Annotated in this window: 2 protein-coding genes; both read left to right on the forward strand. The window is 71.9% G+C overall.

Annotated elements, in window-relative coordinates; translation table 11 throughout:
- The first annotated feature begins 8 nt into the window (after nucleotides 1-8).
- Entirely contained in the window at nucleotides 9-14,447 is a 14,439-nt protein-coding gene (locus ON39_RS50255) for a type I polyketide synthase (protein WP_255219333.1), read from the forward strand.
- Between the two features lies 1 nt (nucleotide 14,448).
- A partial coding sequence (locus ON39_RS38700) for a type I polyketide synthase (protein WP_040741646.1) occupies nucleotides 14,449-24,343 on the forward strand: 9,895 nt, incomplete at its 3' end.

The raw sequence follows: 24,343 nt of genomic DNA on the forward strand, positions 1-24,343 counted from the left end.
AGATCGACGTGGTGGAGGGGCACGGCACCGGCACGACGCTCGGCGACCCGATCGAGGCGCAGGCGCTGCTGGCGACCTACGGGCGCAACCGCCCGGACGATCGCCCGCTCTGGCTGGGCTCGATCAAGTCGAATATCGGGCACGCCCAAGCGGCCGCCGGCGTCGGCGGGATCATCAAGATGGTCATGGCCATGCGGCACCGCACGATGCCGCGCACCCTGCACGTCACCCAGCCCTCCAGCCACGTGGACTGGTCCGCGGGCCACGTCCGGCTGCTCACCGAGCCGGTCGCCTGGGCCGAGGGCGCGCATCCGCGGCGGGCCGCGGTGTCGTCGTTCGGGGTGAGCGGTACGAACGCGCACGTGATCCTCGAGCAGGCGCCGGAGACAGCAGAGGCCGAACGGCCGACGTGGCCCGCGAATGTGCCGCTGCCGCTGGTGGTCTCGGCGCGCGACGACGCGGCGCTCGGTGCGCAGGCGCGACGGCTGGCCTCGTGGCTCGAGGCGCGCCAGGAGTTGGATCCGGTGGACGTGGCGTTCAGCGCGGCGACGGGACGGGCGGGACTGACGCGTCGCGCGGTCGTGCTCACGGCGGAACGGAGTGCGGCGCTGGCGGCTTTGGCCGCCGATGCGCCCGCGGCCGGGGTGGTGCGCGGCGCGGTCACCGGCGGCCGCACGGCGGCGGTGTTCTCGGGTCAAGGCGCGCAGCGGTTGGGGATGGGGCGGGCGTTGTGCGCGGCCTTCCCGGTGTTCGCGGCGGCCTTCGATGCCGTGGTGGGGGAGCTGGATGTCCAGCTCGAGCGATCGCTGCGGACGGTGCTGTGGGGCGACGACGAAGAGCTGTTGAACCAGACCGTCTACGCGCAGGCGGGGTTGTTCGCGTTCGAGGTCGCGCTGTTCCGGCTGTTCGAATCCTGGGGCGTCCGAACTGATTTCGTGGCCGGGCACTCGATCGGCGAGCTGACGGCGGCGCACGTGGCCGGGGTGCTGTCGCTGTCGGACGCGGCCCGGCTGGTGGCCGCGCGCGGGCGCTTGATGCAGGCGCTGCCGGACGGCGGGGCGATGGTCGCGGTGCAGGCCGGAGTGGCCGAGGTGACACCCGATCTGATCGACGGGGTGAGTATCGCCGCGGTCAACGCGCCGGGCTCGGTGGTCTTGTCCGGGTCCGCGGATCAGGTGGCGGAGGTCGCCGATCGGTGGGCGGCCCAGGGCCGCAAGGTGACTCGCCTGCGGGTGTCGCACGCGTTCCACTCGGCTCTGATGGAGCCGATGCTGGCCGAGTTCCGCGCCGTCGCCGCGACCGTCGGCCATCGGACGCCGACGCTGCCCGTGGTATCGAACCTGACCGGGCGGCCCGTCGACGGCTTCGACGCCGACCACTGGGTCCGGCATGTGCGGGAGACGGTGCGTTTCGCCGACGGCGTGCGCTACCTCGCCGACGAGGGCGTCTCCCGGCTTTTGGAGCTCGGCCCGGATGCCGTGCTGGCGCCCATGATTCAGCACACCCTCGACGGCACCGACACCGCCGCCGACACGCTCGTGGTGCCCGCGCTGCGGCCCGGCGACGACGAGGTCGGTGCGGTCGTGACCGCCCTGGCCCGTCTCTTCGTCCATGGCGCGCAGGTCGATTGGGCAGCGTTCTTCGGCGGACACGGTGCGCGCCAAGTCGACCTGCCCACCTATCCCTTTCAACGTCAACGCTTCTGGGTCGACCCGCGGCCCGGCGCCCGCGACGTCGAGTCGGCGGGCCTGGTCGCGACCGGGCATCCGCTGCTGAGCGCGGCCGTCCCGCTGGCCGACTCCGACGGGGCCGTGCTGACCGGCCGACTGTCCCTCGGCATGCATCCGTGGCTGGCCGATCACCGCGTCGGCGAGCTGATCCTCTTCCCGGGCACGGGATTTCTCGAGCTGGCGATCCGCGCGGGCGATGAGGTCGGCTGCCCCGTCGTGGCGGATCTGACCATCCAGGCGCCGCTGGTGATTCCGGACCGCGGCGGCCTCGACCTCCAGGTGGTGGTCGGCCCCGCCGACGCCGCCGGGCTGCACACGGTGGCGATGTACTCGCGCGGCGAGGACCGCCACGACACCTCGTGGCTGCTGCACGCCGAGGGCGCGTTGAGCAGCGCCCGACCGAAAGAGCCTGCGGTACAGAGTGAGTGGTTGCCCATCGACGCCGACGCCGTGGACCTGACGCACTTCTACGCCGAGACGTCCGAGGCGGGCCTCGACTACGGCCCCGTGTTCCAGGGCCTCGAACACGCGTGGGCCGCGGGCGACGAGATCTTCGCCGAGGTCGCGTTACCCCAGTCGGCGACCGCGGGGGCCGATCGATTCGGCATCCACCCGGCCCTCTTGGACGCCTGCCTCCAGGCGGTCGCGCTGACCGACCTGGTCGACGACGTCGCCGTCCTGCCGTTCGCCTGGTCCGGCGTCGCGCTGCACGCGACCGGCGCGACCAGAGTGCGGGCCCGCATCACGTCGCGCGGGCACGGGTTGCTCGTCGCCGTGTCCGACGATCTCGGCCGCCCCGTGCTGACGGCGGAATCCCTTGTGCTGCGGCCGATCGCGGCAGGCCAGGCCGAGTCCGCTCGGTCGAGCGCGCGCGACTCGCTGTTCCGGCTGGACTGGACGCCGATCGCGGTAGGCGCTCCCGTGGCGGACCTGGTCGAGCTCGATACCGTGGCGGGGCTCGACGCCGCGAGCGTCCGAGCGGCGACCAGTCATGTTCTCGGCGCGGTGAAGTCGTGGCCGGACGACGCGCGCTCGACCTCCGCGACACTGGTGGTGTCGACGCGCGACGCGGTGGCGCTGCCCGGCGCGGACACGCCGAACCTGGCGGGCGCCGCGGTGTGGGGCCTCGTGCGTGCCGCGCAGCGGGAGCAGCCCAGCCGAATCGTGCTGCTCGACAGCGACGGTTCGCTACCGGTGGCCGTCGCCGTGGCGGCGGGCGAACCGGAACTGCTCGTCCGAGACGGCACGGTATACGGGGCGCGTCTCGTCCGCGTCTCTGCCGAATCGGCTCCGGCACGGCCGGTCTTCGCGACGGCGGGCACGATTCTGATCTCCGGCGCGTCGGGCACGCTGGGGCGCTTGATCTCCCGGCATCTCGTCGATCGCGGAGCCCGCGATCTGCTGCTGCTGAGCCGCCGCGGCGAGGCGGCCGACGGCATGGCCGAGTTGCGGGCGGAGTTGACCGAGCGGGGCGCGCGCGTCGAGGTGGTGGCCTGCGACGTCGCCGATCGCGCGACCCTGGCCGAGGTGCTGGCCGAGCATCCCGCGCTGTCCGGTGTGCTGCACCTGGCGGGCGTGCTGGACGACGGCGTGCTCGACGCGCTGACACCGGAGCGGATGGACACCGTGCTGCGTCCGAAGGCGGACGGCGCGCTCAACCTGCACGAACTCACTCAGGACATGGACCTGTCCCTGTTCCTCCTGTTCTCCTCCGCCGCGGGCGTGCTCGGCACGGCCGGGCAGGGCAACTACGCCGCCGCGAACGCGTTCCTCGACGCGCTCGCCGCGCATCGGCGCGCGCACGGGCTCGCGGCTCAATCGCTGGCGTGGGGTCTGTGGGCTGAGAACGGGGGCATGGCGGGCGGTCTGGCCGCCGCCGATCGAGACCGGCTGGCGCGCAGTGGCGTAGCGCCGCTCACGGCCGCCGAGGGGCTCGCGCTGTTCGACACGGCGATCGCGGCGGGGTCGGCCACCGTGCTGCCGATCCGGCTCGATCTGAAAACACTGGCGGGCCAGGAGCTGTCGCCGATCTTCGACGGTCTCGTCCGGACTCGGTCGCGACGGCGGGCCGGTGCCGCCGCCGTGCCCGCGATCCGTGGAATCGCCGGTCTGGATGCGGACGAACGGCTCGCGGCACTGCTGGAGGTGGTGCGCGGGCAGGCCGCGACGGCCCTCGGCCACGCCCGTTGGGACGCGGTGGCGCCCGATCTCGCGTTCAGCGAACTCGGGTTCGACTCGCTGATGGCGGTCGAGTTCCGCAATGCCGTCGGCGCGGCGGTCGGCACCCGGCTGCCCGCGACGCTCGTCTTCGACTATCCGACACCGCTGGCGCTGGCCCGGTACCTGGCCACCGAGATCGTCAGCGGCGGTGGCACGGACACGGTGGTGGTCGCCGCCGGACCGGTGGACGAACCCCTCGCGATCGTGGGGATGGCCTGCCGTTATCCCGGCGGGGTCGGCTCGCCGGACGAGCTGTGGCGGCTGGTCGCCGAGGGCGTGGACGCGGTCGGTGAGTTCCCGGGGGATCGCGGGTGGGACATCGCCGGTCTGTACGACCCCGAACCGGGGGCGCGGGGCAAGAGCTACGTGCGCGAGGGCGGGTTCCTTTACTCGGCAGGGGATTTCGATCCGGCGTTCTTCGGGATCAGCCCGAACGAGGCGCTGGGGATGGATCCGCAGCAGCGGCTGTTGCTCGAATGCTCGTGGGAGGCATTGGAGCGCGCGGGCATCGATCCGAATGCCTTGCGCGGCAGCGCTACCGGTGTCTTCGCGGGGATGATGTATCACGACTACGCGGCGAACAGCTCGACCGGAGCCATCGCTTCGGGGCGGCTGTCCTATGTGCTCGGGCTGGAAGGGCCGTCGGTCACGGTGGATACGGCGTGTTCGTCGTCGCTGGTGGCCTTGCACCTCGCGGGACAGGCGCTGCGTTCGGGGGAGTGCTCGCTGGCCTTGGCCGGCGGTGTCGCGGTGATGGCGACGCCGGAGGCGTTCGTCGAGTTCAGTCGGCAGCGGGGGCTGGCTGCCGATGGGCGCTGTAAGTCGTTCGCCGCCGACGCCGATGGGACGGGCTGGGCCGAGGGCGTGGGTGTGCTTGTGGTCGAGCGGCTTTCGGAGGCGCGGCGGCTCGGTCATCCCGTGCTGGCGGTGGTCCGTGGATCGGCGGTAAATCAGGATGGCGCGTCGAATGGTTTGACCGCCCCAAACGGTCCGTCGCAGCAGCGGGTGATCCGGCAGGCCTTGGCGAACGCGGGTTTGTCGTTCGTCGATGTGGATGCGGTGGAGGCGCATGGGACCGGCACGAAGCTGGGCGATCCCATCGAGGCGCAGGCCTTGCTCGCCACGTATGGACAGGATCGGCCCGCGGATCATCCGTTGTGGTTGGGGTCGATCAAGTCCAATATCGGGCACGCGCAGGCTGCCGCGGGTGTCGGCGGGATCATCAAGATGGTCATGGCCATGCGGCACGGTGTGCTGCCCAAGACCTTGCACGTGAACGAGCCGACGCCGCAGGTGGATTGGTCCGAGGGCGCGGTGGAGTTGCTGACCGAGGCGCAGCCGTGGCCGGCGGCCGATCGGCCCCGGCGGGCGGGCATCTCCTCGTTCGGCATCAGCGGCACCAATGCCCACGTCATTATCGAAGAGGCCGTGGAATCCACCAGCGCGCCCGAATCGACCACCGCGACACCGCTGCTCGTGATCCCGTGGGTGCTGTCGGGAAAGACCAAGCAGGCCTTGGCCGATCAGGCGCGACAGATCGCGTCCTTCGCGGACGACTCCGGCACCGACCCCCTGGACATCGCGTTCTCCTTGGCGACCGAACGCGGAGGATTCGAACACCGCGCGGTGGTGGTCGCCGCCCGCGACGGTCTGATCGCGGGAGCCGCGGCGGTCGCCGACGGCGGTGGCGCCGTGGTGGATTCGGTGCGCGGCGGCGGAACGGCGCTGGTGTTCTCGGGGCAGGGTGCGCAGCGGCTCGGCATGGGTCGTGCCCTGCACTCCGCGTACCCGGTGTTCGCGGCCGCGTTCGACGCCGTTGCCGCGGAACTCGATGCGCGGCTCGAGCGTCCACTGCGCGAGGTGGTGTGGGGTGCGGACCCGAGTCTGCTCGAGCAGACCCAGTGGGCTCAGGCGGGGTTGTTCGCGTTCGAGACTGCGCTCTACCGGTTGCTCGAATCATGGGGTATCCGAACGGAGTTCGTGGCTGGTCATTCGATCGGTGAACTGGCCGCGGCCCACGTCGCCGGAGTGATGTCGCTGCCGGACGCGGCGCGATTGGTGGCAGCGCGTGCTCGGTTGATGCAGGCGCTGCCGGTCGGCGGCGTGATGGTGGCGGTGCAGGCGAGCGAGGAAGAGATCGCCGCGGACCTCGTCGCCGGGGTGAGTATCGCGGCGGTGAACGCGCCGGGTTCGGTGGTGTTGTCCGGTGTGGCCGAACGGGTGCGGGCCGTGGCCGCTCGGTGGGAGGCGCTGGGCCGCAAGACTACTGGTCTGCGGGTGTCGCACGCGTTCCATTCGGAGTTGATGGAGCCGATGCTGGCCGAGTTCCGCGCGGTGGCCGAGACGATCGACTACCGGCGCGCGACGGTGCCGGTGGTGTCGAACCTGACCGGTCAGCTGGTTGAGCGTTTCGACGCCGAGTACTGGGTGCGGCACGTGCGCGAGACCGTGCGCTTCGCCGACGGCGTGCGATTCCTCGCGGCCGGCGGCGTGACCAGGTTCGTCGAGGTCGGCCCGGATGCCGTGCTGTCACCCATGATTCAGCACACGCTGGACGACGTACTCGTGGCCGCGGCGCAGCGCGCCGATCATGATGAGGCCACCACCGTGGTCACCGCCCTGGCCCGGCTGTACGCGTCCGGCGCGCGGGTCGATTGGGCCGCGTTCTTCGCGGACTCGGGCGCGCACCGGGTCGAGCTGCCCACGTATCCCTTTCAGCACCGGCACTTCTGGCTCGACAGCCGCGAATACCTGTCCGAGTGGCTCGGCGTCGATCTCGGCGGCGTCACGGCCGCGGGCCTCGCGGCGCTCGGCCATCCGCTGCTGGCGGCCGCGCTGCCCGCACCGGACTCGGACGGCCTGGTGCTCACCGGTCGGATCGCCGTCGACACCCATCCGTGGCTGGCCGATCACGAGGTGCTCGGCAGTATCCTGTTGCCCGGCACCGGATTCGTAGAGCTCGCGCTCCGGGCCGGGGATCAGCTCGGCTGTGGCAGGCTCGAGGAGCTGACCCTGCGCGCGCCCTTGGTGCTCCCCGAACACGGCGGCGTGCAGCTCCAAGTCGTGGTCGATGCGCCGAATTCCGTTGGCAGCCGCGCCGTTCGGATCTTCGCGCGCGCCGAACACACCGACGACCCATGGACGGTGCACGCGGAGGGCACGCTCGCGACGTCGACGGCCCTGCCGAGCGATGATCTGGGCAGCTGGCCACCGGCCGGCGCGAGCGTCGTCCCGCTCGACCACGCCTACGAGACCCTGCTCGCCCGCGGCTTCGGTTACGGCCCGACCTTCCGCGGCCTGCGCGCCGCGTGGCGGCGCGGCGACGAGCTGTTCGCCGAGGTAGACCTGCCCGAGCAGGCGCACGCGGACGCGGCGCGCTGCGCCCTCCACCCCGCCCTGCTCGACGCCGCCATGCACGCGGCGCTGATCGACGACGGCGACGGCGCGGCCGTGCTGCCGTTCAGCTGGACCGGAGTGACCCTGTACGCGAGCGGCGCGACCACATTGCGTGTTCGGCTGGAACAGGCTACGGCGGAACGTCTTTCGCTACTCGTCGCGGACGAGGCGGGGCGGCCGGTGCTGTCGGTCGACTCCGTGGCGGGGCGGCCGATCGCGCCGGAGCAGCTCGCGCGTGCGGAGTCCGGCACCGTGCTCGGCCTCGGCTGGGAGCCGGTCGCGGTGCCGTCCGTCGAGCCGATCGCGTGGTCGCACTTCACGGAGGTTCGCGAGGGCGAACAAGTGGCGGATGTGGTGGTGTACGAATGCGCGACGCCCACCGATCCGGTGCCCGCGAGCGTCCGCCGGATCACTCACGCGGCCCTCGCCTTCCTGCACGCGTGCTCGGACGATCCACGGCTCGCCAACGTTCGCCCGGTGGTGATCACCCGAAACGCGGTTGCCACGGCCTCGGATATGACGGTCGACATCTGTCAGTCCCCGGTCTGGGGCCTGGTGCGGGCCGCGCAGGCGGAGCAGCCCGGCCGATTCGTACTGGCCGACCTCGATGCCGACACGGATATCGACGCCGTGCTCCCGGCGCTGCTGGCCGCGGACGAACCCGAGCTCGCCGTGCGCGGCGACAAGCTGCTCGCACCGAGGCTCACCCGATCGATCGCCGTGGGGGATCCGGTCGAGTGGGATCAGGACGGGACGGTCCTCATCACCGGTGGGACCGGCGGACTCGGCGCGCTGGTCGCCCGGCATCTGGTCGCCGAGCACGGGATTCGTCATCTGCTGCTGAGCAGCCGTCGCGGCCCGGACGGGCCTGGCGTCGCTGAATTGCGGGCCGAGCTGGAAGAACTCGGCGCGCAGGTCGCGGTCGCCGCGGGTGACGTCGCGGACCGCGACGCCGTGGCCGAACTGCTGGCCGCCGTGCCCGCCGAGCATCCGCTGACGGCGGTGATGCACGTGGCCGGGGCGATGGACAACGGTCTCGTAGGCTCGCTGACCCCGGCGCGGATCGACGGCGTGCTCGCCGCGAAGGCCGACGGCGCGTGGCACCTGCACGAACTGACCCGGCACCTCGACCTCGCGGCCTTCGTTCTGTTCTCCTCGGCGGGCGGGATGGTGCTCGCCGCCGGGCAGGGCAACTACGCCGCCGCCAACCTCTTCCTCGACTCCCTTGCCGCACAACGGCACTCGCTCGGCCTGCCCGCGACGTCGATGGCGTTCGGGCTGTGGGACGTACACACCGGCCTGACCGAGGAACTCGACGAGGCGCAGCGCAGGATGCGGGCTCAGGGCCTGCCCGCGCTGCCGGTGGACGAGGCCCTGGCGCTGTTCGACACCGCCCTGCGGGCCGAAGACGCGGTCGTCGTTCCGCTGCGAATGGACCAGGGAGTCTTGCGAACTCGCGGCGCGGCACTGCCGACGCTGCTGCGCGGACTGGTGCGACTGCCGGTCCGGCAGGCCACGCGCACCGCGCCGGCCGGCGACGCCGCGCTCCGCGCCCGGCTGGCGGAATCGACTGCGGCCGAGCGGGATTCCATCCTTCTCGAACTGGTCCGGTCCTCCGTCGCCGCTGTGCTCGGGCACTCCTCGGCCGCGGACATCGAGCCGGACAGGGCATTCCAGGAGTTGGGCTTCGATTCGCTGGCCGCCGTGGAACTGCGCAACCAATTGAACGCCGCGACGGGGCTGCGGCTGCCCGCGACGCTCGTCTTCGACTATCCGAACGCCGATGCCGTCGTCGGCCACCTCGCCTCCGTACTGGCGGGGGTGCTGAGCGTGGCGCCGCGCGCGGTGGCCGCGCGTCGGCCCGCCGACGACGAACCCTTCGCGATCGTGGCCATGAGCTGCCGCTATCCGGGCGGTGTCGGCTCGCCGGAGGACCTGTGGCGGTTGGTCGCGTCGGGCGTGGACGCGATCTCGGAGTTCCCGCGCGACCGCGGCTGGGCCGACGACGTCGACGACCCGACGCCGGGCGTGCCGGGCAAGACCTACGCGCGCGAAGGCGGATTCCTTTATGACGCGGCCGATTTCGACCCCGGTTTCTTCGGCATCAGCCCGAACGAGGCCCTCGCGATGGACCCGCAGCAGCGCGTTCTGCTGGAGGCGACGTGGGAGGCGTTCGAGCGGGCGGGCATCGACCCCGCGACCCTAAAAGGCACCTCGACAGGTGTGTTCGCCGGGTTGATGTATCACGACTACGGCCTCGGCGTGGAGGCCGCGGCGGCCAGCGGCGGCAGCCTGGTCTCCGGCCGGTTGTCGTATGTGTTCGGGCTCGAAGGGCCGTCGGTGACCGTGGACACGGCGTGCTCGTCGTCGCTGGTCGCCCTGCACCTGGCCTGCCAGGCATTGCGTTCGGGGGAGTGCTCGCTGGCTCTCGCGGGCGGTGTCGCGGTGATGGGGACGCCGGGGATGTTCGTCGAGTTCAGCCGCCAGCGCGGCATGGCGCCGGACGGCCGGGCGAAATCCTTCGCCGACGCGGCGGACGGGGTCGGCTGGGCCGAGGGCGTCGGCGTACTGCTGGTCGAGCGGCTGTCGGACGCGCGGCGCAACGGCCATCCGGTGCTGGCGTTGGTCGCGGGGTCGGCGGTGAATTCCGATGGGGCGTCGAATGGTTTGACCGCGCCGAACGGTCCGTCGCAGCAGCGGGTCATCGAGCAGGCCTTGGCGAATGCGGGGTTGTCGCCCGGCGCGGTCGATGTAGTCGAGGCGCACGGGACCGGGACCACGCTCGGCGATCCGATCGAGGCGCAGGCGCTGCTGGCGACGTATGGCCAAGGGCGGCCGCAGGATCGGCCGCTGTGGCTCGGGTCGATCAAGTCGAATATCGGGCACGCGCAGGCCGCGGCGGGCGTCGCGGGCATCGTCAAGATGGTCATGGCGATGCGCCACGGCGTGCTGCCGAAGACGCTGCACGTGGATGAGCCGAGCCGGCAGGTGGATTGGGCGACGGGGCAGGTACGGCTGCTGACCGAGAGCCGGGAGTGGCCCCGGGACGGACGGCCGAGGCGGGCGGGGATCTCCTCGTTCGGCATCAGCGGCACGAACGCCCACGTGATCATCGAACAGGCCCCGGACGACCCGATGGCCGATCCTGAACGCCCTGTGCCCCCGGTGGTTCCGTGGGTGCTGTCCGCTAAGACCGAGCAGGCGTTGGCAAGCCAAGCCCGGCGGTTGCGATCGTTCGTGGCCGACCATCCCGACGTGCACCCGACGGACGTGGCGTGCACCCTGGCGACCGAGCGGGTGGCATTCGATCATCGCCTCGTCGTGCTCGGACACGACCTCGCCGAACTGGAACGGGGGCTGGCCGAACCCGAAGACGCCGTGCTGGATTCGGTACGCCGCGGCAAGACCGCGGTGGTGTTCTCCGGGCAGGGCGCGCAGCGGTTGGGGATGGGCGAGCGGCTGTATGCGGCGTATCCCGTGTTCGCGGCGGCGCTCGATGCGGTCGCGGCGGAGCTGGATGCGCAACTCGGGTGTCCGCTGCGCGAGGTCATGTGGGGTGCCGAGACAGACACGCTGAACCAGACGGTGTTCGCACAGGCCGCATTGTTCGCCTTCGAGGTGGCACTGTTCCGATTGCTCGAATCATGGGGTGTCCGCTTCGATTTCATGACCGGGCACTCGATCGGTGAGCTGACCGCCGCCCATGTGGCCGGGGTGCTGACCCTGCCGGACGCGGCCCGATTGGTCGCGGCCCGCGGCCGGTTGATGCAGGCCCTGCCGGTCGGCGGGGTCATGGTCGCGATCCAGGCGAGCGAGGCCGAACTGCGGTCCGACCTGGCAGAGGGCGTGAGCATCGCGGCGATCAACGCGCCGGGTTCGGTGGTGCTGTCCGGGGTGGCGGGTCAGGTGCTGGCCGTGGCGGAACGGTGGAAGGCACAGGGACGCAAGACCACTGCGCTGCGCGTCTCGCACGCGTTCCACTCCGCGCTGATGGAGCCGATGCTGGCCGAGTTCCGCGCTGTCGCCGAGACGGTGTCCTACGGGGTGCCCGAGCCGGTGGTGGTGTCGAACCTGACCGGCGAGCCGGTGGAGCGTTTCGACGCCGAGTACTGGGTGCGGAATGTGCGGGAGACGGTGCGTTTCGCCGACGGCGTGCGGTATCTGGCGGACGCGGGCGTGGTGCGTTTCGTGGAGGTCGGCCCGGACGCGGTGCTGGCGCCCATGATTCGGCACACCCTCGAGGACGCCCTTGTGGTGCCGTGCTCCCGCGCCGACCATGATGAGATCGACAGCACCGTCGCGGCGCTGAGTCGCCTGTATGCGTCAGGCGCACAGGTGGATTGGGCATCGTTCTTCGCGGGCTCCGGCGCCCGCCGAGTCGAGCTTCCGACGTATCCCTTCCAGCACCAACGCTTCTGGGTCGCGCCGTCGGCCGGAACCGGCGACGTGTCGGCCGTCGGACAGGACGCGCTGGCGCACCCGCTGCTCGGCGCGGTGGTGCCGCTGCCGGACGGCGGCGCGATCCTCACCGGCCGGCCGTCGGTGAGCGCGCAGCCCTGGCTGGCCGATCATCGGGTCGACGACACCGTGCTGCTGCCGGGAACTGCTTTGGTGGAGTTGGCGATTCAGGCGGGCGACGCGGTCGGCTGCGGCGTGCTGGACGAACTCGTCCTGCACGCACCGCTGGTCCTGCCCGAGCAGGGCGGTGTTCAGCTACAGGTGACGGTCGGCCCGGCGGACGACTCCGAGGCGCGGGAGGTGAACATTCATTCCCGGCAGCCGGGCGCGCCCTGGGCGCTGCACGCGGCCGGGACGCTCGCCCGGCGAACACCGCGGCCGTCCTTCGACCTGACACGGTGGCCGCCGCGAGACGCGACCGAGGTGGATCTCGAGAACGCCTATGACCGGTTGTGGGACAAGGGATATCGCTACGGACCCGAGTTCCGCGGCCTGCGCGCGGCGTGGATCTCCGGCACGGAGTTGTTCGCCGAGGTGGCGCTGCCTGAAGGAGCACACGACGAGGCTGGCCGGTTCGGCCTGCATCCGGCCCTGCTCGACGCCTGCCTGCACGCCGGGCTGCTGAGCGGGGCGGACGGCGAAGCGACGGTGTTGCCGTTCGCTTGGTCGGGGGTGGAGCTGTACGCGACCGGAGCGCGGACGGTCCGCGTACGGGTATCCACCACCGGGGAGAACGCGGTCTCACTCGAGATCGCCGACCGGAGCGGAGCGCCCGTCGCGCGGGTCCGGTCGCTGGTATCGCGGCCGGTGTCGAGTGCCGAGCTGCGCGCGGGGCGGTTCCACGAGTCGCTGTTCCACGTGCACTGGCGGCGGCTGGGCATGGCGGCGGCCGAGCGGCCGTTGCGGGTCATCGGTTGGTCGGCTTGGTCCGCCGACGCGGAATGCGATGCGGTGCTGCTGCATTGCCCGCCCGGACGCGACGCCGACGCGGTGCGCGCCGCGACGAACCGGGTGCTCGCGGTGCTGCAAGACTGGCTGGGCGACGCGCGCGCCGAAGACGCCACGCTGGTCGTCATGACCGGCGGCGCGGTGGTTTTGCCCGGCGAGGACGTCACGGATCTCGCGGGCGCGGCGGTCGGCGGCTTGGTGCGAGCCGCGCAACTCGCTCATCCGGATCGAATAGTGCTGGTGGACAACGACGGTGGCCCGGTCACCTTAGATGTGCTGTCCGCGGTGGTGGTTTCGGGCGAACCACAGACGGTGATCCGCGACGGCGCGGTGTACGCCCCGCGCTTGGCGCGCGTGCCGATCGGCGAACCGGCGGAGACGCCCGCCCACACCGGCCCGGTCTTGATCTCCGGCGCCGCGGGCATGCTGGGTCGGCTCGTGTCCCGGCACCTGGTCACCGAACGCGGTGTGCGGCAGTTGCTTCTGGTCAGCAGGCGCGGACCCGACGCCCCCGGCATGCCCGAACTGGCCGCCGAGCTGACCGCGCTCGGTGCCGAGATCGAGCTGACCGCCTGCGATCTCGCCGACCGATCCGCCGCGGCGGCGCTGCTCGCCGGACGGTCGCTCACCGGCGTCATCCACCTAGCGGGCGTCCTCGACGACGGAGTCATCGCCGCGCTCACCCCGGAACGCATGGACACCGTGCTGCGGCCCAAGGTCGACGCCGCGCTGAACCTGCACGAGTTGACCGCGCACATGAACCTGACGCAGTTCACCCTCTTCTCCTCGGCCGCCGGTGTTCTCGGCAATGCGGGGCAGGGCAACTACGCCGCGGCCAACGCCTTCCTCGACGCGCTGGCCGTCCATCGGCGGGCGCACGGGCTGCCCGCGCAGTCCCTCGCGTGGGGCAGATGGACCGAGGACGAAGGCATGGCGGGACACCTCGGCGCGGCCGACCGCCAGCGGATGGCCCGCGCCGGCCTCACGGGAATGTCCGCGGCGCAAGGGCTTCGGTTGTTCGACCTCGCGGCGACGGTGCCGGAGCCGGTGCTGCTGCCGCTGTCCCTGGACCTGAACGCGTTGGCGCGCAATCAGGATGAACTGCCGCCGCTGTATCACGAACTGGTGCCCGGCTCGGGCCGTCGGGCGGGTGCGGCCACGGCGGAGCCGTTGCGCCTGCGCCTCGCCGGGCTGGCGCAGGAGGATCGCGACGCCGCCCTACTCGACCTGGTCCGCGGCGAGGCGGCCGCCGTACTGGGGCACGCCACCCCGGTCGCGGTCGAACCCGACCGCGCCTTCGGCGATCTGGGCTTCGACTCGCTCACCTCGGTGGAGTTCCGCAATCACCTCGCCGCCGCGACCGGGCTGAAGCTGCCGGTGACCCTCGTGTTCGACTTCCCGAACGCCCGCGCACTGGCGAAGCTGCTCGACGCGGAGCTGACACCCCAGGGCGACGACGACACCGACGAGCAGCGGGTTCGCCAACTCCTGCAAGCCATTCCGCTCGACCGCCTGCGCGCGGCCGGGCTACTCGACAGGCTGCTCCACCTCGACGGCGACGCCACAACGGCCTCGCCCGACGACCCGGCCGACCGGCAGGACGCCATCGACACGATGGACGCCGACAGCCTGATCAGCCTGGCCCTCGACAACCTCGACACCCTCGACGACGCAAGACAAGAAGCGGGGAACTGACATGGCCGACACGGATCAGAAGCTGGTCGACGCACTGCGCGCGTCGCTGAAGGAGACCGATCGGCTGCGCAGGCAGAACCGGAAACTCGCCGAGGCGTCGCGCGAGCCGATCGCGATCATCGGCATGGCCTGCCGCTTTCCGGGCGGCATCGCCGCACCGGAGCAGCTGTGGACCGTGGTGGCCGACGGCGTCGACACCATCTCGGAGTTCCCGGCCGATCGCGGCTGGGACGTGGCGAACCTGTACGACCCCGAGCCGGGGAAGCCGGGCAAGTCCTACACCAAGGAGGGCGGATTCCTTTACGACGCGGCAAATTTCGACCCCGCGTTCTTCGGCATCAGCCCGAACGAGGCGCTCTACATGGACCCGCAGCAGCGCCTCATGCTGGAGATCTCCTGGGAGGCGTTCGAGCGCGCCGGAATCGACCCGACCACGCTGAAGGGCAGCGCGACCGGCGTGTTCACCGGCCTGATGTACCACGACTACGCCTTCAGCGACGCGGCGGGCGCCATTGCCTCCGGGCGGGTTTCGTATGTGTTCGGCCTCGAGGGGCCGTCGGTGACGGTGGACACCGCGTGCTCGTCGTCGCTCGTCGCCCTGCATCTCGCCGCGCAGGCCTTGCGGGCGGGCGAGTGCTCGCTCGCGCTGGCCGGCGGCGTCGCGGTGATGGCGACGCCGGATACCTTCGTCGAGTTCAGCAGGCAGACGGTGCTCGCCGAAGACGGGCGGTCCAAGTCGTTCTCGGCGGGCACCGACGGCACCGGGTGGGGCGAGGGCGCCGGTGTGCTGCTGGTCGAGCGGCTGTCGGACGCGCGGCGCAATGGTCATCCGGTGCTGGCGGTGGTGGCGGGGTCGGCGGTGAACTCCGATGGGGCGTCGAATGGTTTGACCGCGCCGAGCGGTCCGTCGCAGCAACGGGTGATCCGGCAGGCGCTGGCCAATGCCGGTGTGTCGCCCGCGGAGGTCGACGTGGTGGAGGCGCACGGCACCGGCACGCGACTCGGTGACCCCATCGAGGCGCAGGCCTTGCTGGCGACCTATGGCCAAGGGCGGCCGCAGGATCGGCCGCTGTGGCTCGGCTCGATCAAGTCCAATATGGGCCATACCCAGGCCGCGGCCGGGGCGGCGGGCATCATCAAGATGGTCATGGCGATGCGCCACGCCACGCTGCCCAAGACGCTGCACGCGGAAACGCCGACACCGCAGGTGGATTGGGGCTCCGGGGCGGTCGAGCTGCTCACCGAGACGCGGCCGTGGCCACCGGCCGAGCATCCGCGCCGCGCCGCCGTCTCCTCGTTCGGCATCAGCGGCACCAACGCGCACGTGATCATCGAGCAGGCGCCGCCGACGGAAACCCCCGAGCCCCTGCCCGATTCGATGCGGGCCGCGCCGATGTTGCTGTCCGGCAAGAGCGCGGGCGCGCTGCGCGACCAGGCACGCGCGCTGCTCGCCCACCTCGACGACGATCCCGAACCCACGGTGGCGGATTTCGCTGTCTCCCTGATGAATACCCGCGCGACCTTCGAGCACCGCGCGGTCGTCGCCGCCGCTGACCGGGACGGGTTCCGGTCGGCATTGCGAGCGCTGGCCGAGGATTCGCACCACCCGTATCTGACTCAGGGCCGGTCCGATGTCACCGGTAAGACGGTGTTCGTCTTCCCGGGCCAGGGCTCGCAGTGGCACGGCATGGCCGTCGAATTGCTCGCGTCGGCACCGGTTTTCGCCGAGCACATCCGGTTGTGCGCGGAGGCGCTCGAGCCGTTCCTCGACTGGTCGCTCCTCGACGTCTTGACCGGCACCGCGTCGGCACCGCCGCTGGAGCGCGTCGATGTGGTTCAGCCGGTGCTGTTCTCGATGATGGTGTCCCTGGCCGCGCTGTGGCGCTCCTGCGGTGTCGAGCCGCGGGCGGTGGTCGGGCACAGTCAGGGCGAGATCGCCGCGGCCGTGGTGGCGGGCGGTCTTTCGCTGCATGATGGGGCCCGCATCGTTGCATTGCGCAGCAAGGCTTTACGCGCGCTCACCGGCAAGGGCGCGATGATGTTCGTCGCGCAAGAGGCCGGGCTGCTGCGGGAACGGCTGAACGCCCGCGGCGGGAGTCTGTCCGTCGCCGCGGTGAACGGGCCCGCGTCGGTGGTCGTCTCCGGCGACCCGGACGAGCTCGACGCGCTCGGGGTCGAGCTGTCCGAGGAGGGCGTGTTCCGCTGGATGGTGCCCGGCGTCGACTTCGCCGCCCACTCGGTGCATGTCGAGGAGATCCGCGACGAACTCGCCGCCGTGCTCGCCGCGGTCGAACCGCGCGCCGGGACGGTCCCGTTCTTCTCCACCATGCTCGGCGACTGGGTCGGCACCGTCGATCTCGACGCCGAGTACTGGTACCGAAACCTGCGGGAGCCGGTCGAGTTCGAACGCGCGGCGCGCGGCCTGGCCGAAGCGGGCTACGACACCTTCGTCGAGGTGAGCCCGCACCCGGTGATCACCACCTGGGTGCAGCAGACGGTCGACGCGATCAGGCCGGACAATGTCATCGCCGGCTCGCTGCACCGCGAGGACGGCGGACTCGATCGGTTCCTGAGCTCGCTCGGCGCGTTGCACGTGCGCGGGGTGCGGGTCGACTGGTCCGCGGTCTCGCCCGTGGGCCGGCGCGTCGACCTGCCGACGTATCCCTTTCAGCGGGAACGGTTCTGGGCCGCCGAACCCTCGTCCGGCGGCGATCCGCGCTCGCTCGGCCTGCGCGCCGCCGCCCACCCGTTGCTCGGCGCCGTGGTGGCGCTGGCCGATTCGGACGGTGTGGTGTTCACCGGCAGCCTGTCGACCAGTACCCAGCCGTGGCTGGCCGAGCACGACGTGTTCGGCCGAGTGCTGTTGCCCGGCACCGGGTTCGTGGAGTTGGCCATCCGGGCGGGCGACGAGGTCGGCTGCGGGACAGTGGAGGAGCTGACGCTGCGCGCCCCGCTCCTGCTGCCCGACGGCGACCCGGTCGTCGTGCAGATCGTGGTGGGCGCGCCCGACGAGACCGGCCGCCGCCCACTGAGCATCCACTCCCGCGCGGACGATCCGGCCGCGCCGTGGACGGTGCACGCGGACGGCGTGCTCGGAAACTGCACCTCGACAGCAGATTTCGACTTGGCGCAGTGGCCGCCGGAGGGCGCGGAGCCGGTGCCGGTGGCCGACGCCTACGCGGTGCTGTCCGGCGAGGGCTACGGGTACGGCCCGGTGTTCCAGGGCCTGCACGCCGCGTGGCGCCGCGGCGACGAGGTGTTCGCCGAGGTAGCCCTGCCCGAGCAAGCCAGGCCGGACGCCGAGCGTTTCGGCCTCCATCCCGCGCTGCTCGACGCCGCCATGCACATCGCGATCCTGGAGGACGGCGGGCACCGCGACGGCGAGACCGTGCTGCCGTTCGCCTGGAACGGGGTCGCCCTGCACGCCGTCGGCGCCGCCGCGCTGCGCGTGCGGATCGCGCCCGCCGCGAGCGACGCCATCGCGGTACAGGTCGCGGACAGCGCGGGCCGCCCGGTGCTCTCGGTGGCGTCGCTGGTGTCGCGGCCGGTGTCGGCCGACCAAATGAGCGCTGCGGGACAGGACGATTCGGTGTTCCGCATCGAGTGGCAACCAGCGCCGTCGCCGACGGTGCGGCCTTCGATCGGCGCGTGGGACGCGCTCGCCGACGAGGAGCCGGTGCCGGACGTCGTGGTGTTCGAGTGCCCGGAGGCGGACGGTGAAACACCCGGTGCCGCGCGCACGGTCGCGTACCGGACGCTCGAGGTAGTCCAAAACTGGCTGGCCGACCCGCGTTTCGCCGAGGCGCGGCTGCTGGTGGTCACCAGGAACGCGGTCGCCACGCAGCCCGAGGCGGCGGTCGCGTTGAACCAAGCGCCGGTATGGGGATTGGTGCGCGCGGCGCAGGCGGAGAACCCGGATCGATTCGTGCTGGCCGACATCGACGAGCCCGCGGCGGTGTCGATCGCGGCGGCGGTGTCCGATGAATCGGAGTTGGCGGTGCGCGCGGGGCGGGTGCTGGTGCCGCGGCTCGTGCGCGTCGCCTCGACGGCCGATCGCGCGGAACCGGAATGGAACTCGACGGGCACCGTGCTGATCACCGGCGGCACCGGCGGTATCGGTGCGCTGATCGCGCGCCACCTGGTGGTCCGGCACGGGGTGCGGCGGCTGGTGCTGACCAGCCGCAGCGGGCCCGCCGCAGCGGGCGCGGAGGAGTTGCGCGCCGAATTGCGCACTCTCGGCGCCGAAGTCACGATCGCGGCCTGCGACGTCGCCGACCGCGCGGCGCTGGCCGCGCTGATCGCCGCCGTACCCGCCGACCATCCGCTGACCGGCGTCGTGCACGCGGCGGGCGTGGCCTACAACGGACTCGTCGGCGCGCTGACGCCCGACCTCATCGACGGCGTGCTCGCCGCCAAGGCCGACGGCGCGTGGCACCTGCACGAGCTGACCCGCGACCTCGACCTGTCCGCGTTCGTGCTGTTCTCCTCGGCGGGCGGCATGATCCTCGCGGCCGGACAGGGCGGCTACGCGGCGGCCAATGTCTTCCTCGACGCGCTCGCCGTGCACCGCAGGGCCGAGGGCCTGCCCGCGACCACCCTGGCGTGGGGACTCTGGGGAATCGAGGCGGGCCTGAGCCAGTGGCTCACCGACGCGGACCGTAAGCGCCTGCGCCGCCAGGGAATTCCAGCCTTCACCGCCGACGAGGGCCTCGCGCTCTTCGACGCCGCGCTCAGCCTGGACGAACCGCTGCTAGTGCCGATGCGGGTGGACACGACCGCGCTGCGGACGCGCACGGACACGATCCCGGCGCTGCTGCGCGGGTTCGTCCGGACCTCGATCCGACAGGTCGCCGGCGCCGACGGCACGGGTCTCGCGCAGCGGCTCGCCGGGCTGACCGAGGAGCGGCGCGCGGAGGCCGTGCTGAACCTGGTGCGCACCCACGTCGCCGCCGTGCTCGGCCACGCCTCGCCCGACGCGGTCGCGCCGGACCGGGCGTTCCAGGAACTGGGTTTCGACTCGCTCGGCGCGGTCGAGCTGCGCAACCAGCTGAACGCGGCCACCGCGCTGCGGCTGCCCGCCACGCTGATCTTCGACTACCCGACCTCCGCGGCCGTCGCGGAACACCTCGTGGAGCGGCTGGCGGGAAGCGTCACGGTGGCGGGCGCGGTCGCCGCGCGGACCTCGAGCGACGACGAGCCCATCGTCATCGTGGGCATGAGTTGCCGCTACCCGAACGGGGTTTCGTCGCCGGAGGACCTGTGGCGGCTGGTCGCCGACGGCGTCGACGCGGTGACGGAGTTTCCCGGCGATCGCGGCTGGCACCTCGATGACGTGTACGACCCCGAGCCCGGCGTGCCAGGCAAGACCTATGCGCGCGAGGGCGGATTCCTCTATGGCGCGGGTGGATTCGACGCCGCCTTCTTCGGCATCAGCCCGAACGAGGCGCTGTACATGGATCCGCAGCAGCGGCTGCTGCTCGAATGTTCGTGGGAGGCCCTGGAACGGGCGGGCATCGAGGCTAACTCCCTGCGGGGCAGCGCGACCGGTGTGTTCGCCGGGTTGATGTATCACGACTACGGCCTCGGCGTGGAGGCCGCGTCGGCCAGCGGCGGCAGCCTGGTCTCCGGGCGGCTGTCGTATGTGTTCGGCTTGGAAGGGCCGTCGGTGACGGTGGATACGGCGTGCTCGTCGTCGCTGGTGGCCTTGCACCTCGCGGGGCAGGCGTTGCGTTCGGGGGAGTGCTCGCTTGCCCTGGCGGGCGGTGTCGCGGTGATGGGGACGCCGGGAATGTTCGTCGAATTCAGCCGCCAGCGTGGGCTGTCGGCGGACGGCCGCTGTAAGTCGTTCTCCGCCAACGCCGATGGAACCGGCTGGGCCGAGGGCGTCGGCGTACTCGTGCTGGAGCGGCTGTCGGACGCCCGGCGCAATGGTCATCCGGTGCTGGCGGTGGTGGCGGGGTCGGCGGTGAACTCCGATGGGGCGTCGAATGGTTTGACCGCGCCGAGCGGTCCGTCGCAGCAGCGGGTGATCCGGCAGGCGCTGGCCAATGCCGGGGTGGCGCCTGCGGACGTGGACGCGGTCGAGGCGCACGGGACCGGGACGACGCTCGGCGATCCGATCGAGGCGCAGGCGCTGCTCGCCACCTACGGACAGGATCGGCCCGCGGACCGTCCGCTGTGGCTCGGCTCGATCAAGTCCAATATCGGGCACGCGCAGGCCGCGGCGGGCGTCGGCGGGATCATCAAGATGGTCATGGCCATGCGCCACGGTGTGCTGCCCAAGACGCTGCATGTGACGGAGCCGACGCGACAGGTGGATTGGACCGACGGCGCGGTCGAGTTGCTCACCGAGGCGCGGGCGTGGCCGGAGGTCGATCGGCCCCGCCGGGCGGGCGTCTCCTCGTTCGGGCTCAGCGGCACGAACGCGCACGTGATCATCGAGCAGGCCCCCGAGGCGGTACCGGAGCCCGAACGCGTTGCACTGCCGGTGATTCCGTGGGTGCTGTCCGGAAAGACGAAGCGGTCGTTGGGCGAGCAGGCGGAGCGGCTGCGCGCGTACGTCGCGGACCGTCCGGAGCTGGATCCGGCGGATGTCGCCTACACCCTGGCGACCGAGCGGGTGGGCTTCGAACACCGCGCGGTGGTGATCGGAACATCGTCGGAGAGCCTGATATCGGAGCTGGCCGGGGTCGCGGGCGGTGCCGGCGTGACGGATTCGGTACGCGTCGGCAAGACCGCGGCCGTGTTCTCCGGGCAGGGCGCGCAGCGGCTGAGGATGGGGCGTGCGCTGTACGCGGCGTATCCGGTGTTCGCGACGGCGTTCGATGCCGTCGCCGACGAGCTGGACGCCCAGCTCGAGCGTCCGCTGCGCGAGGTGATGTGGGGCGACGACGCGGAGCAGCTCGCCCAGACGATGTGGGCGCAGGCGGGGCTGTTCGCGTTCGAGGTCGCGCTGTTCCGCCTGTTTGAATCCTGGGGCGTGCGCGCGGATTTCGTGGCCGGTCACTCGATCGGCGAGCTGACCGCCGCGCATGTCGCCGGGGCGCTGTCGCTTCCCGACGCGGCCCGGTTGGTGGCCGCGCGCGGACGGTTGATGCAGGCGCTGCCGGACGGCGGCGTGATGATCGCGGTGCAGGCGAGCGAGGAAGAGATTGTCGCGGACCTCGTCGAGGGGGTGAGTATCGCGGCGGTCAACGCGCCGGGCTCGGTGGTGTTGTCGGGCATCGCCGAACAGGTGCGGGCCGTGGCGGAGCGGTGGGAATCGCGGGGCCGGAAGACAACTCGGCTGCGGGTCTCGCACGCCTTCCACTCCGCCCTGATGGAGCCGATGCTGGCGGAGTTCCGCGCCGTCGCCGAATCCATCGCCTACGCGACGCCGGAACTGGCCGTGGTGTCGAACCTGACCGGTCAGCCGGTGGAGCGTTTCGACGCCGACCATTGGGTGCGGCACTTGCGTGCGACGGTGCGTTTCGCCGACGGCGTGCGCTATCTCGCGACAGCGGGCGTGACCCGCTACCTCGAGCTCGGCCCGGACGCCGTGCTGGCCGCCATGATTCAGCACACCCTCGACGACACCGAGATCACCGCCGCCGCGCGGGTGGTGCCGACGCTGCGCGCCGAGCACGAGGAGACGATCGCGGTGGTCACCGCGCTGGCTCGGCTGCACGCCGCCGGTGCGAGAGTGGACTGGGCGCGGTTCTTCGCGGGCTCCGGCGCGCGCCGCGTCGACCTGCCCACCTACCCCTTCGAGCACCACAATTACTGGCTCGCACCGAAAACCGTGTCCTCGGACGCCACCGCGATCGGACTGGAGGCCATCGAACACCCCCTGCTCGGCGCGATCGTCCCCGCGCCCGAGACCGACACCGTCGTGCTCACCGGGCGGCTCTCCGTGAGCAGCCAGCCGTGGCTGGCCGACCACAGCGTGCTGGGCACCGTGCTGCTGCCGGGCACCGCCTTCGTCGACCTGGCCATCCGAGCCGGAGACCAGGTCGGGTGTAACACGCTGGAGGAGTTGACCATTCAGGCGCCGCTGGTGCTGCCCGCGCGCGGCGGCGTCCAGTTCCAGGTCAGCGTCGGCCCGCTCGCGGACACCGGCGACCGCACGGTGACCATCCACGCCAGGGACGAGCACCACCTGACCGCGCCATGGACACTGTGCGCCGAAGGCGTGCTCTCCGAACGGATTACCGAACCGGCATCCACCGCCGCGGACTGGCCGCCGCCCGGCGCGACACCCCTGCCCGTGGATGATCTCTACCCCGTGCTGGCGGACCGGGGCTTCGCCTACGGGCCGACCTTCCACTGCGTCACCGCCGCATGGACATCCGGCGACGAGTTCTACGCCGAGGTCGCGCTGCCGGAACAGGCGCGCGCCGACGGCGAGCGCTTCGGCGTGCACCCCGCCCTGCTCGACGCGGCCGCGCACGTGGTGCTCGGCGCGGGCGACGGCGAGGCCGCCCTGCCGTTCGCGTGGCAGGGCATCGCGCTGCACGCCGCCGGGGCGACCGAGGTCCGTGTACGAATCAAACCCGTTGGCGCGAACTCGATCTCGCTCGACCTGACCGACCTGACGGGCGCGCCGGTGCTGTCCGTCCGGTCGCTGGCGGCCCGGCCGGTCTCCACGGCGCAGCTCGGGTCGTCGCATACTGCGGCTCCGAATTCGTTGTTCGCGTTGACCTGGACACAGGTCGCCGTGGCGGACGCCGCGCCGATTCACGTCGCCGAGTGGGGCTCCGCCTTCGATGACGCACCGGACGTGGTCGTCCTGACCACCGAGCGCGGCAATGACGCCGAGGCCGTGCGCGCGCAGACCTGGCGCGTGCTCGACCGCGCACGGACTTGGTTGGCCGACGAGCGGTTCGCGGCCGCCACGCTGGCGATCGTCACCGACGGCGCGGTGGCGCTGCCCGGCGAGGACGTCACCGATCTCGCCGGCGCGGCCGTGTGGGGACTGGTGCGCGCCGCGCAGGCGGAGCACCCCGGCCGCATCGTGCTCGTGGATACGGATGGCTCCCTTGACGTTTCGGTCGCACTCGCGAGCGCCGAGCCGCAGTTGGTCCTGCGGAACGGTGCTGTGCACGTACCGCGACTCGCGGCGGTGCCGCTGCCCGACGCCACCGGCCACGAGCGGTTCGGCACCGGCCCGGTGCTCGTGTCCGGCGCGTCCGGCATGCTGGGCCGACTGGTGTCGCGGCACCTCGCCGAGCAGGGCGTGCGCGGCCTGGTGCTGGTCAGCAGGCGTGGCGCGGCAGCGGACGGCATGGCGGAGCTGTGCGCCGACCTGGCCGCCGTCGGGGTCGAGGTCGAGGTCGTCGCCTGCGACCTGGCCGACCGCGCCGCCGCGACGGAGCTGCTGGACGGCAGGGCGCTGACCGGCGTCGTGCACGTGGCCGGTGTGCTGGACGACGCGTTGCTCGGCGCGCTGACGCCCGAGCGCGTGGACGCGGTGCTGCGGCCCAAGGTGGACGCGGCGATGAACCTGCACGAGCTGACCCGTGACCTGTCCGCGTTCGTGCTGTTCTCCTCTGCCGCAGGCATACTCGGCAACGCGGGACAGGCGAACTACGCGGCGGCCAACGCCTTCCTGGACGCCTTGGCCGCGCATCGCCGGGCCAACGGCCTGCCCGCGCAGTCGCTGGCCTGGGGCATGTGGGCCGACCGCGCCGGGATGAGCGGACGGCTGACCGAGGCCGGCCTGCAGCGGCTGGCCAGGTCCGGCATGGGCGCGCTCTCCCACGAACAGGGCCTGGCGCTGTTCGACGCGGCGGCCGCGGTCGACGCGCCCGTGCTGCTCCCGATCCACCTGGATATCGCGGCACTGCGGACTGCGGCCGACGAATTGCCCTCGCTCTTCGCGGGATTGGTGCGCGGCCGGTCCCGGCGCAGAGCCGCGA

The organism is Nocardia tenerifensis NBRC 101015 (genome assembly GCF_000308715.1).
GTDB lineage: Bacteria > Actinomycetota > Actinomycetes > Mycobacteriales > Mycobacteriaceae > Nocardia > Nocardia tenerifensis.